The following is a 12,543-nucleotide window of genomic DNA, read 5'->3' on the forward strand; positions in this document are numbered from 1 at the left end:
AATAATAAATAAGAACGTACAAACGTCTGTGGGGGCAGATGTACGTTAATTAATGATTCTTTATTAGGTTTGCCGAAATTTAACGCATGAATATCCTGGTAATAGCAGATGCGCAACGGTTTGAAGAATTGCAGCAGAAAGGAATAGCCAAGCATCATGAAGTACAGTGGAAAACGAGCCTGGAAGAGGTTTTGTCGCTGAAAGTATTCGACCTGGTGCTGGATCTTATTTTCGATGACAGGCCAGAGCATGCCGGGGTATATGCAAAGAACCCGGCGGTGCCGGTACTGGCGGGAATGGTAAAAACTTCGCTGGCTGAAGTGATGAACCAGTATGCGTTTGAGCAGGGTTTCAATATTATGGGCTGCAATTTTCTGCCTGGTTTTGTGAGCATGCCGGTAACAGAAGTGTCGGTAATGGATGAAGGGCAGCAGGAAACGGTAGATGATCTTATGCACGAGTTGGGCTGGGAATATGCCCTGGTAGCGGATGCTATCGGAATGGTTACTCCCCGGGTAATATGTATGATTATTAATGAAGCCTACCTGGCCCTGGAAGAGGGTACTGCTTCCCGGGAAGATATAGATACTTCCATGCGTCTGGGGACCAATTACCCATATGGTCCTTTTGAGTGGAGCGAGCGGATTGGGATTAGGCATGTATATGAAGTATTAAAAGCAGTACACGATATTACCGGCGATGACCGTTATACCGTGGCAGGGGCGCTGCAGACAGCATACGAAGCAATTTAATTTTTTCCATGGCACTTATATTAAATATTGATACAGCTACTACTGTTGGCTCAGTAAGTCTTTCCCGCGATGGGCAAGCGATACAGACCTTGGTAAACGAAAAGCAGCAGGATCATGCTGCTGCTATGATCCTGTTTGTACAACAGATATTAAAGGACCAGGGTATTAGTGCGCAGGAGTTGGATGCTGTAGCGGTGAGTGCGGGTCCGGGTTCGTATACGGGTTTACGTGTGGGCGTGGCTACGGCCAAAGGATTATGCTATGCCTGGAATAAGCCGCTGCTGGCTATTTCCACGCTACAGATGATGGCGCAGGGATTATTAGCGGAAGTAAAAGATGCTACTGCCTGGTATTGTCCAATGCTGGATGCCCGCAGGCAGGAGGTATTCATGGCGCTTTATGATGCCCAATTGCAGGAGGTGATGGCGCCACAGGCGATGATCCTGGAGCCTCATTTATTAGAAGCTTCATTGGCAGAAAAGAAAATTTATTTCTTTGGAGATGGTAGCCCAAAATGGGAGGTGATGTTATCTTCGCCTAGAAATGCTATTTTTGCAAAATATGTGATAAATGCCGCGCATATGGCTCCGCTTTCAGCGCAGGCGTTCGAGAAAAAACAGTTCGTTGATCTGGCTTATTTCAGCCCTTTTTACCTGAAACCCTTCTTTTCTCCTCCAAAACCCTAACACATATGTTTGATTTGTCATGAAACAGTCAAATTACATCTAATTTGCAAGTATCCGGGGGTTATATATGATAAAATAAGGTATGGAAATTTTTTTTATTGTGATAGATATTATATTTTTGTATAAATCGATAACCGCAATTGTTGTCTAACTGTTTGCGAGTACTGTCCGTTGATCCCTTTCATTTCATCATTTTTTTAAAACTATTATGCGATGGAAAAAACATTATTAACTACCTCTTCTAATACTCTTATTATTTCTAGAGGTACCAATGAAAAAGACCAGATCAAATTGGATTACATTGCCGTTAAGAAAGCCGCTATGGTTTTGCGTGCTATCAACCATAAGCTGCGCCAGCAGATGATTAAGCTGTTGGAAGACCACAAGAAAATGACTGTGACAGAGATTTATGTGAAATTGCGTCTGGAACAATCGGTAGCATCACAGCACCTGGCCATTTTAAGGCGTGCAGGCATTGTAATTACAGAAAGAGATGGTAAGTTTATTCACTACACCATCAACAAGCAACGTATTGCTGAGGTGGCGAAGTTCGTGGAAGAACTTGTTGGTTAAAAGTATTGGTCCGTATCACATACGGAAAACATTATATAAAAAAGTAGCCTTTATGGCTACTTTTTTATTTTGGTATAGATTTTATCCATAAGTGGAGCGCCGGAGAAGTTGTAAATTTGTCAAAATCAAAAACCATGTTCGTAAAACAATTGTACACCAACTGTTTGTCAGAAGCTGCTTACTTCATTGCATCTGAAGGAGTAGCGGTTGTGATAGACCCGTTACGAGATATCGAGGTTTATCTTGATCTGGCAAAAGAACACAACGCAACCATTCAATACATTTTTGAAACGCATTTTCACGCGGACTTTGTTTCAGGACACCTGGAACTCGCTGCTGCTACGGGTGCCAAAATCGTTTATGGTCCCGGCGCAGTAACCAACTTCGAAACGTATGTTGCCAACGACAACGAAGTTTTCAACATCGGGGCAGTAACAATGAAAGTGCTGCATACACCTGGTCACACCCTGGAATCTTCCTGCTACCTGTTGTCTGATGAAAAGCAACAGCCTTATGCCGTATTCACCGGAGATACCTTATTCGTAGGGGATGTTGGTCGCCCGGATTTGTTCAGTGGTAATTTAACCAAAGAAGAACTGGCCGACTACTTGTTTGATTCTCTCAACAGTAAAATCAAAACTTTGCCGGATAACGTAATTGTATATCCGGCGCATGGCCCTGGGTCTGCCTGCGGTAAGAATCTGGGACCAAATACTTTCAGCACTATTGGTGATGAAAAGGCGACGAACTACGCATTACTGGCAACTGATAAGCAGGAGTTTATAGACCAGGTGACCAGTGGCTTAAGTACACCTCCTTCTTATTTCCCGATTAACGCAAAGATCAACAAAGAAGGTTATGATGCGCTGAAAGCCGTGATGGAAAAGGCTATGCAGCCATTAGATCCTGCCGCATTTAAAGCGAAAGCAAAAGCTGGCGCCCTGATCCTGGATACCCGACCCGCGAAAGAATTTGGTGATGGATTTGTACCTGGCTCTATCAGCATTGGCCTGGAAGGCCGCTTCGCTGAATGGGCCGGTAGCCTGTTGCCATTTGACCAGGATATTATTCTGGTAGCCCCCATCGGCCAGGAAGAAGAAACGGTAGTAAGAATGGCGAGAGTGGGCTTCGACAATGTAGTAGGTTACCTGGAAGGTGGTTATCCTGCCTGGGCTGCCTCCGGAGAAGCCATCGACATGATCATCACGGTAGAAGCAGATGAATTGGCCATGGATATTCCGCACGATCCCAACCTGGTGATCATAGACGTTCGTAAACCCATTGAGTTTGCAGATGGCCATATCAAAAATGCCATCAATATTTCCCTGGGCGACATGGTGGATCCTGGTAAGATCGCGGATTTTGAAGATAACCATAACCTGTACGTGCATTGCCAGGGTGGTTACCGGAGTATTATCGCCTGCTCTATCATGAAAAGAGAAGGAATCCACAATCTGCGTAATGTAGAAGGTGGCTTCGCTAAAATGAAAGACCAGAAAGGATTGCAGGTCGTACAGGAAAAAACAGTACTCAACTAATCGTTATATATTATCAAGCGCAGGAGCGGTGACCACCAGGTTGCCGCTCCTCTTTTTTGGCTATTCCCCGTCTATTTGTTAACTTCTGGAATAAAATGTTTGGGAATGACTAACAAAAGCCTGATAGCCTCGTTATGTTTGGGCGTATGTTTGTTCGCCTGTCAGCCTTCCGATTCGGCTCTTCAGAAAGAAGTAAATGAAAGACTAAGCCTGGTACCGGGCATCACCGCGGATGTAAAAAACGGAACGGTTATCCTGAGTGGGGAAGTGAGCGATGAAGTTGCCAAATCCGCTGCAGAAGATGCGCTCCGGGGTGTAAAAGGGATTAAGTCGGTACAGGACAACATCACTGTGAAAGCGCCACTGCCCGCAACTCCGGCGCCGCAAACTACCGTTACAGCTGATCCGGATCAGCTGCTCAAAAGGAAATTAGATTCCGTTTATGCCGCCAATGGATTTACCGATATTACTGTTACTATTTCCGCAGGAGAAATAACGTTGGACGGCACTGTAAAAAGGAAGCAGCTACGCAAAGTCGTAAAGATGGCACAGCAGGCTTCCAATAAGAAAGTTGTCAGCCATGTAAAAGGGAAATAAGCGACCTCTTTTAATGACCATTCTTCGGGCCTGGATACGTATGTTTCCAGCGCCGATGGCTCCATACCCATACTTCAGGCTGTTCATGAATGTTCTTTTCCAGGTAGCGGACAAATGCTTCCGTAATTTTTCCTTCGGGTTCTTCTTGTGGATTTTCGAAAGCCAGGGTTAAGGTAGCGTTGTAATAACCTCTTTTTACTTTGCGGATATCTACAAATACCACGGGGATATTGCTTCTTTTGGCGCCCATTTCCGGTCCCTTATAGAAGGGCGTCATCTTATTGAGGAAAGGATACCAATAGCAGCTGCGGGGGTTTCCGGGATTTTGATCGGCCACAAGTGCAATCAGATATTGCTTGTTGAGCCAGGCTTTCATGCTATTGCCCATATCATTGGCGGGAATGAGAATGGTGCCGAATTTTTCCCGGAAATGGCGGAACATGCGGTCTGCCGGTTTGCTGGTTAACGGCATATATACCACCAGGAAAGGAAAGTTGACCCCCTGCATGCAGAACAGGTTCGCCCATTCCCAGTTGAAGTTATGTCCGAGGTGTAACTGACAGCTCTTACCTGCTGCATATAATTTATGCAGCACGGTCAGATCGCAGCGAAAGCGCTTTTGTAACTGCGCTTTGCTCATAGTCAGCAGCTTGATGGTTTCCACCATCATGTCGGTAAGATTATGATAGTATTTTTTGGCGATCGCAGTAATTTCCTCCTTCGACTTATCAGGGAATGCCTGGGCTAAATTCGCCATCACTACTTTTTTGCGATAGCCGATGATATGGTACACTAACACATACAGTGCATCACTGAGAAGGTATAGTACCGGAAGTGGTAATATGGAAAGACTATTGCAAAAAGCCAGTAGCAGATAGTACATATGCCTGATTGTTGTAAATCCGACGCAAAGGTAATGAAATACAGCCGTTTAGCTTACAGGACGATGTTCTGCACCAGCTCGCATTTAAACGGATAATCGGTATTGTAATGAAGTCCCCTGCTTTCTTTGCGGAAGGCAGCACCTTTTACGATCAGATAGCCCACTGTAATCAGATTGCGCAATTCGCACAACTGGGGAGATACGGTGGTTTTTTCGTAGAGGTCTTCTGTTTCTTCGTGCAGGATATCCAGACGGCGTAATGCTCTTTGCAAACGTACATCTGTTCTTACAATCCCTACATAATCGCTCATGATCTGCTTGAGTTCTTTCAGGCTTTGTGTGATGAGAATCATTTCTTTGGGCGCCGTAGTACCGGTGGCTACCCAGTCAGGGACATTCTCTTTAAAATCGAGCAAGTCTATTTTGCTGGTAGCATCCATAAAACAGCGGTGCGCAAATACCATGGCTTCGAGCAGGGAGTTGGACGCGAGGCGGTTAGCGCCATGAAGGCCGGTGCTGGCGCATTCGCCACAGGCATACAGGTTACGGATGGAGGTAAGTCCCCACTCGTTGGTTTTGATACCTCCGCAACTGTAGTGTGCAGCGGGAGCTACCGGGATCATTTGGGTGCTGATGTCAATACCTGCCGCCTTACAGGTTTCGTAGATATTGGGGAAATGATGAATGAATTTCTCCATATCCATATGCCGGCAGTCGAGGTACACATGTTCTGTACCGGTAATCTTCATTTCGCTATCGATAGCTCTGGCCACGATATCGCGTGGAGCGAGCGACAGGCGGGGATCGTATTTATGCATGAAATCTTCCCCGTGAATATTCCTTAAAATACCGCCGTCGCCCCGTACTGCTTCTGTAATCAGGAAAGAAGGGCTTACGCCTGGCTCATAAAGAGCGGTAGGGTGAAACTGGATAAACTCCATGTTTTCGATGCGGCCCTTGGCACGGTATACCATGGCCACGCCATCGCCAGTGGCGATATTGGGGTTGGTAGTGGTGCGATAAACCTGCCCGTTACCGCCTGTAGCCAGCAACGTTACCTTAGACAGTATTTTTTCTATTTGATTGGTAGCAAGATTGAGTACGTATACGCCATAGCATTCGATATCCGGCGTAGATTTGGTGACCAGGTAGCCCAGGTGGTGCTGTGTAATGAGATCTACTACAAAGCAATGAGTTACCAGTTCAATATTGGGCCGGGCATGAATGGCTTCGAGCAGGGCTCGTTCTATTTCCTTACCGGTAACATCTTTATGGTGGATAACCCGGAATACGGAGTGTCCGCCTTCACGGCCGAGGGAAAAATCGCCCGCTGCGTTTTTGTCGAAGTTGGCTCCCCATTCAATAATTTCATTAACCCTTTCCGGGCCTTCGGTCACTACTATTTTTACAATCTGTTCGTTACAGAGCCCGTCACCGGCAATGAGGGTGTCCTCAATATGTTTTTCGAAACTATCGTTTTCCAGGTCGTTCACTACCGCCACGCCGCCCTGGGCGTATTTGGTATTGGTTTCATCCTCCCTGCTTTTGGTTATGATAGTTATCTTTTTATCCGGGTATTGCTGTGAGACTTTGAGCGCATAAGTGAGCCCTGCAATCCCTGAACCGATGACAAGAAAATCTGTTTGTTGCATAGTAAGACAAAAGTAATCAATAGGAATTAAAAATTACGATTTAGCAACATGCAGGATAGGGAAGGTATTATGGCGCTATCAATCCCTCGGGGCTTACTTGTAAGGGGCGGTTTTTTCCAGCAAAATATTCTGTGCTACCGGTTACCAATCCCCATTGCGCAGTGCCATAGGTAAGCATTACCAGGATATCGCCGCCCCACAGGGGATGGACAAATTTACCCACCGCAATGAGCGAATCGGAGAGCATAAATAATAGGGCGCCAATGATGCAATACCAGGCTGCCGGCTGACGCCGGAAGTGAAAGGCATGCAGCACACTTTGCACCGTTACAGAAATGGTGAGTGCGTAGATAATAACTGCAACGGCTAAACTGCCCAAGTGGGGTGCCAGGTATAAAATGAAGGAAATAACGATCGCCGCATGGAGGAAAATCAGCGGATATTTGCAGTACGGAACCGGGGGATTGCTATAGCGTATTTTCAGAAAGAAAATAATATACATCACATGTGCCAGCAGGAAGCTTCCCAGCCCGGGTAAAAAAAGATTGTTGAATAGCAACAGGTCATCGCCTACAGAAGAGAAAAAGAGCGCCAGTAGCAAAGGGATGCGATAATCACGGGGGATTTTCACAGGAGCGTACAGCACGTATATAATCAGTAACAGCATTAACAAGGGCTTACTGAAAAACCGCAGTGATGCATGATCCGTTGCAATGAACAGGATATCAACCAGTAACACCAAAAAATAGATAATGAAGCTTCCCGTACGAAACATAATAACAAAGTTACCTGTTGCTAAATGTAAGGAATATCGGGCTAAGTATTGAGCAAAATATAAAACGTAGTGCCGTTGCCGTTAGCTCCCGGACTGATGGCTTTTAGCTGGCCGCCATGCATTTGTATGATTTGTTGGGATAAGCTCAGGCCAATACCCGATCCTTTCTTTTTGGTCGTGAAAAAGGGAATAAAGATTTTATTCATGGCGTCTTCATCAATGCCGGGGCCATTGTCGGTAATTTCTATACAGATCTGTTGGATGGTGTTCTGATACAATTTCAGGTTGATGCTGCCATTGGATGTATGTTCCAGCGCGTCCATAGCATTTTTAACAAGGTTGATCAGTACCATTTGCAGCTGGGATACATCGGCATGCAGCTCCAGGTTTTCGGCGTCTATTTCTACGTTAAACTGAATGCCGGCCTGTTTCATGTCTGCCTGGAAAAGACTACCCACGGAGGTAATCAGCGTTTTTACATTTACGCTGGTGAATTGCGGTTGTGGTAGTGTGGTATAATCGCGGTAGGCATTCACAAAGTTCATAATACCCTTACTACGGCTTTCAACGGTTTGCAGGGCTTCCCGTAAGTCTGAGATACCTTCCTGGTGTTGTGAGCCAGGGGCAATGTCCAGGTCGACGATTTCCTGCATGGTACCAATTAAGGATACAATAGGCGTCACGGAGTTCATGATTTCATGCCGTAATATTTTTGTCAGGTTTTGCCAGGCTTCCAGTTCTTTTTTCTGCAGTTCAGAATGAATGTTTTGTATAGAGATAAGCTTTACCAGCCGCCCTTGTAACCGCACGGTAGCCGCGTGTATCGACAGCTGTTGTTCCTGTCTGGTGGCATACAGGGTTTTATTGCCCGAGGGCAACTCCATCAAGAGTTCTGCCAGCCCGGGATGTACGGTTTTCAGTTCATGGATATTCCTAAGCCGGTAGATACCCATTAGCCGGAAGGCGGCGGGATTAATCAGTTCTATTTTGCCTTCTGTGTCGAAAGACAATACGCCGATGCTGATGTGTTGTACAATGGTGTCGATGTATTTGAGGTTGGCCTCTTTTTCCGCCCTTGTTTGACGAAAGGCTTCCAGTACCTCATTAAACTGGTGATTTAGCATGCTGAAGCTTTTGCCCAGCTTATTATCGGCGCTGAAGCGGATAGAAAAATCTTCGTAGCGGATAGATTCCAGAAACAGGGTCAGCTTTCGGTTAATCCTGTTCAGGTAATAGTAAATGCCATATAACTGCAGTAATATGAGGGGCGTCAACAAAAAAGATAAGGGCTGCATATTGTGCATATACAGCCAGATGGCCCCTGCTATGGAAATGGCCAGCAGGATGACCCTTAACCCGATATTGATGCTGAAGCGATTCATGAGAAAAGGCTTAAAGCGTAAAGCGAAAAGCAAAAAGCCATCTGAGCGATTGATTTAAGCGATACAGAAAGCGAATATAAAATGGGCATACTTCGCGGGAGCTTTTTGCTTTTCCGCTTTCTGCTTGTCGCTAAATATTATATTTTTCAAGTCTTCTATAGAGTGCGGCCCTGCTTAGTCCCAGTTCCCTGGCTGCTTCTGTAATATTACCATTACATTTTTTCATGGCCTGGGAAATGATATTGCGTTCCATTTCTTCCAGGTTGTAGCCGGTGTCCATGGCTTGATCGGTATTATTGTTATTTTTTACAAATACATCTTTGGGTTGTAATGTTTTTCCCTGGGAGAGAATAACGGCTCTTTCAATGGCATGTTGTAATTCACGGATATTACCGGGCCAGTCGTATCGCTGCAGCTGGGTAAGCAGTGAGTCATGCATACTATTGACCGGGCGTTTGTATTTGTCGCGGTACAATTGCATAAAATGTTCTGCCAATGGAATAATATCTTCCACGCGTTCTCTCAGTGGGGGCAGATGTATTTCGATAGTGTTGATGCGATAGAGCAAATCCTGTCTGAACAGGTGTTGGGCTGCCATGTGCTGTATGTTGCGGTTGGTAGCGCAGACGAGTCTAACGTCTATGGGTATATTTTTATTAGAGCCTACTTTGGTAACAGACCGGTTTTGTAAAACGGTCAGCAGTTTGGCCTGGAAGGGGATAGAGACATTCCCGATTTCATCGAGGAAGATAGTTCCTCCGTTGGCTTCTTCGAAGCGGCCATTGCGATCTTCGCGGGCATCGGTGAAGGCTCCTTTTACGTGGCCAAACAATTCACTTTCAAAGAGGGTTTCGCTGATGGCGCCGAGGTCTACGCTAACGAAGGGTTTATTATTGCGATTGGATTGTGCGTGTATTTGGCGGGCCAGCATATCTTTCCCGGTGCCATTTTCACCCAGGATCAGGATATTGGCATCGGTGGCGGCTACCCTGGACACTGTATCAAACACGGCCAGCATAGCAGGACTTTTGCCGATGATCTGGTTACCGGAATGGTGAAGGGCGGCAGCCGGTTTGTCTTGTCCTGTTATTCTTTTATTGTAGGCGTTCTGAATGGTGGCCAGTAACTTTTCATTCTCCCAGGGCTTGAGTACAAAGTCGACGGCCCCGGCTTTAATAGCCCTCACGGCCATTTCCACATCACCGTAGGCGGTAAACAATACCACGGCCGTTTCTGGTTTGATATCCAGTATCCGGTCCAGCCACTCGAAACCTTCTTTCCCGCTGCTAAGGTCGCGGGTGAAGTTCATATCAAGCAATATGACATCGTAGTCAAAATTGGATACGAGGTAGGGGATTTTTTGCGGATTCTTCTCAAAATCAACCTGTTCAAAGTGTCTTTTCAATAACAGGCGTGCGGCACGTAAAACGTCTACATCATCATCTACAATTAAAATCTTAGCTGGTTGCATGGTAGTCATATGCGTAAGTGAATAGGTAACAATATTAAACAAAGATTCTTTCAAAGCCACAGCTAATTTCATGAACTTTTAAAAGTGTCCGATTATGGACACCCCTTGTCCGACAAAGGACGTTTTTTTTAAGGGGTATTCCACGAATCCATTGCTGGTAAAGCGTTTTGCGCTTTGGCATGTGGATTGACTTTCTGGGTTCAGCAAACTTTTCGCTAAAATAACATGGACAGAAAAATAGAAAAGAAGTTTTGGAATAAAAAGCGCATCATGATGATTGGTGGTGGAGCAGCGGTAGCTATGTTGCTATTATATACGCTGATTTTTGCCGACCACCGCGCTACCCTCAATGTGGAAAAAGACAAGATCACTATCTCTGCAGTAAAAAAAGGCACTTTCGATGTATATATTGCAGTTACTGCGGTAGTAATGCCATTGAAAACCATCCGCCTGGATGCCATTGAGGGCGGGTATGTAAGCCGTAAGTACCTGGATGGTGGTAGTATGGTAAAGGAAGGGGACTCTATTTTACGGCTGGACAACCAGCATATGATGATGGACTTTGTTAACCATGAAACAGAGATCTACCGTTTACGTAATGAACTGCAGAATACCCGGTTAAATATCCGTCAACAGGAATTTACCATGCAACAAACAATTTCCGATATAGACGCGAAAATCGCTGCTGCACAGGATTTATATGATCGTAACAAACAGCTGGTAGAAGAAAAGATAGTAGCCCGCCAGGAGTTTAATAAGAACAAATTTGAGCTGGAAGGCCTACTGCGCCAGAAAGATATCCAGTTACAGTCACAGAAATACCAGCAAGACAATGCCAAGATGCAGATTACGCAGCTGGAAGGTACCCTGGCCCGTACCCAGCACAACCTGGAGCTGATGAGAGAAAACCTGAACAGCCTGATTGTAAGGGCTCCTGTATCAGGACAATTATCTTCTATCGATGTGGAAGTAGGGTCCAGTATTACGGCCGGCCAGAATATTGGTCAGATCGACGACCTGAACGGGTTTAAGCTGCGCGCGGATATCGATGAACATTATGTTTCCCAGGTATTTGCCGGTTTGAAAGCTTCTTTCGAATTTGATGGAAAAACCTATGATATGGTGGTCACTAAAGTATATCCGGAAGTAAAAAGTGGTCGTTTTCAGGCTGATATGAATTTTGAAAAAAATACACCTGAAGGTATCCGCCGTGGGCAATCCTCTCCCATCCGCCTAGTGCTGGGCAAGTCTGCAGAAGCTACACTGTTACCGCTGGGAGGTTTCTTCTCCGACACCGGTGGTAACTGGGTGTATGTAGTAGACAAAAGCGGTAAGCGTGCCGTAAAACGGAATATTTCACTTGGCAGAAAAAATCCTTTGTATTTTGAGGTATTGGAAGGATTACAACCTGGCGACCAGGTAATCACTTCATCCTACGAAAACTTTGGTAATAAAGACGTTTTATCTTTTTAAGCATCATCCATTTTACATAAACTAGTATTAAAAAAACAAACTACAGGTATGATACGTACTGTTAACTTGCAGAAGCTGTTTACAACAGAAGAGGTAGAAACCACTGCCCTCAATGGTATTAACATGGAAATACAGGATGGCGAATTTGTTGCCATCATGGGGCCATCCGGATGTGGTAAATCTACTTTATTGAATATTTTAGGTTTATTGGACAACCCGAGTGATGGAGAATACCACTTCTGGGATAAAGAAGTAGCGCGTATGAGTGAACGGCAAAGGGCGCAGCTTCGCAAAGGCTCTATTGGCTTTGTATTCCAGAGCTTTAACCTGATCGATGAGTTAACAGTTTACGAAAATGTGGAGTTACCACTATTATATCTGAAAGTGCCGGCAGCAGAAAGAAAGGGAAAAGTAGAAGAAGTGCTGGAGCGAATGAACATTATGCATCGCCGCAATCACTTCCCGCAGCAACTGTCGGGTGGTCAGCAACAAAGGGTAGCTATAGCCCGTGCGGTAGTAGCTAAACCTAACCTGATACTGGCGGATGAGCCCACAGGTAACCTGGATTCCACCAATGGGGAAGAGGTAATGAAATTGTTGCAGGAGTTGAACAATGCGGGTACTACTTTGATCATGGTAACGCACTCTCCCTACGACGCAGGATTTGCCCACCGTATTATCAACCTGTTTGATGGAAGAGTAGTAACAGAAAATATCAAGGAGCAATTTCACGTGTGATTTTTTTTCGCCATTCTAAAACC

12 protein-coding genes are annotated in these 12,543 nt (G+C 45.3%); 7 read left to right on the top strand and 5 right to left on the bottom strand.

The features are described from left to right. Positions 1-86 precede the first annotated feature (86 nt). The 5 genes from HGH90_RS20215 to HGH90_RS20235 all read left to right on the top strand — a co-directional run bounded on the left by HGH90_RS20215 (position 87) and on the right by HGH90_RS20235 (position 4,146). Positions 87-752, top strand: a complete 666-nt coding sequence (locus HGH90_RS20215) for a 3-hydroxyacyl-CoA dehydrogenase family protein (RefSeq protein WP_168765151.1) — start codon at positions 87-89, stop codon at positions 750-752. 8 nt (positions 753-760) lie between these two features. Further along, positions 761-1,438 (top strand): tRNA (adenosine(37)-N6)-threonylcarbamoyltransferase complex dimerization subunit type 1 TsaB, encoded by a 678-nt coding sequence (gene tsaB / locus HGH90_RS20220; protein ID WP_169191787.1) that lies wholly within the window; start codon positions 761-763, stop codon positions 1,436-1,438. A gap of 213 nt (positions 1,439-1,651) precedes the next feature. Beyond that, positions 1,652-2,011, top strand: a complete 360-nt coding sequence (locus tag HGH90_RS20225) for an ArsR/SmtB family transcription factor (protein ID WP_012788619.1) — start codon at positions 1,652-1,654, stop codon at positions 2,009-2,011. Positions 2,012-2,145: 134 nt separating this feature from the next. Continuing rightward, a complete protein-coding gene (locus tag HGH90_RS20230; protein ID WP_169191788.1) occupies positions 2,146-3,549 on the top strand; it encodes an MBL fold metallo-hydrolase in 1,404 nt (467 codons plus the stop codon). 105 nt (positions 3,550-3,654) lie between these two features. Next, on the top strand, positions 3,655-4,146 hold the full coding sequence (locus HGH90_RS20235) for a BON domain-containing protein (protein ID WP_168765154.1): 492 nt from the start codon (positions 3,655-3,657) through the stop codon (positions 4,144-4,146). Positions 4,147-4,156: 10 nt separating this feature from the next. Here the strand turns inward: HGH90_RS20235 and HGH90_RS20240 are convergent, their stop codons facing one another. The 5 genes from HGH90_RS20240 to HGH90_RS20260 form a co-directional block, all read right to left on the bottom strand. Then, entirely contained in the window at positions 4,157-5,029 is an 873-nt protein-coding gene (locus HGH90_RS20240; protein WP_169191789.1) for a lysophospholipid acyltransferase family protein, read from the bottom strand. A 53-nt stretch (positions 5,030-5,082) separates the two neighbouring features. Next, on the bottom strand, positions 5,083-6,681 hold the full coding sequence (gene nadB / locus HGH90_RS20245) for an L-aspartate oxidase (RefSeq protein ID WP_168765156.1): 1,599 nt from the start codon (positions 6,679-6,681) through the stop codon (positions 5,083-5,085). Between the two features lie 67 nt (positions 6,682-6,748). Continuing rightward, on the bottom strand, positions 6,749-7,456 hold the full coding sequence (locus HGH90_RS20250) for a lysoplasmalogenase (protein WP_168765157.1): 708 nt from the start codon (positions 7,454-7,456) through the stop codon (positions 6,749-6,751). Between the two features lie 41 nt (positions 7,457-7,497). After that, on the bottom strand, positions 7,498-8,838 hold the full coding sequence (locus HGH90_RS20255; RefSeq protein WP_168765158.1) for a sensor histidine kinase: 1,341 nt from the start codon (positions 8,836-8,838) through the stop codon (positions 7,498-7,500). Positions 8,839-8,968: 130 nt separating this feature from the next. Then, positions 8,969-10,381 carry a sigma-54-dependent transcriptional regulator gene (locus HGH90_RS20260; RefSeq protein ID WP_247679924.1) on the bottom strand — a complete coding sequence of 471 codons (1,413 nt, stop codon included), beginning with the start codon at positions 10,379-10,381 and terminating at the stop codon, positions 8,969-8,971. A gap of 153 nt (positions 10,382-10,534) precedes the next feature. Between HGH90_RS20260 and HGH90_RS20265 the strand changes: the two genes are divergently transcribed. Both HGH90_RS20265 and HGH90_RS20270 read left to right on the top strand, forming a co-directional pair. Next, entirely contained in the window at positions 10,535-11,782 is a 1,248-nt protein-coding gene (locus HGH90_RS20265) for an efflux RND transporter periplasmic adaptor subunit (protein WP_145661365.1), read from the top strand. Between the two features lie 48 nt (positions 11,783-11,830). Then, a complete protein-coding gene (locus tag HGH90_RS20270) occupies positions 11,831-12,520 on the top strand; it encodes an ABC transporter ATP-binding protein (protein ID WP_168765159.1) in 690 nt (229 codons plus the stop codon). Positions 12,521-12,543 lie beyond the last annotated feature (23 nt).

It is taken from the genome of Chitinophaga sp. Ak27 (assembly GCF_012726295.1).
Taxonomy (GTDB): domain Bacteria; phylum Bacteroidota; class Bacteroidia; order Chitinophagales; family Chitinophagaceae; genus Chitinophaga.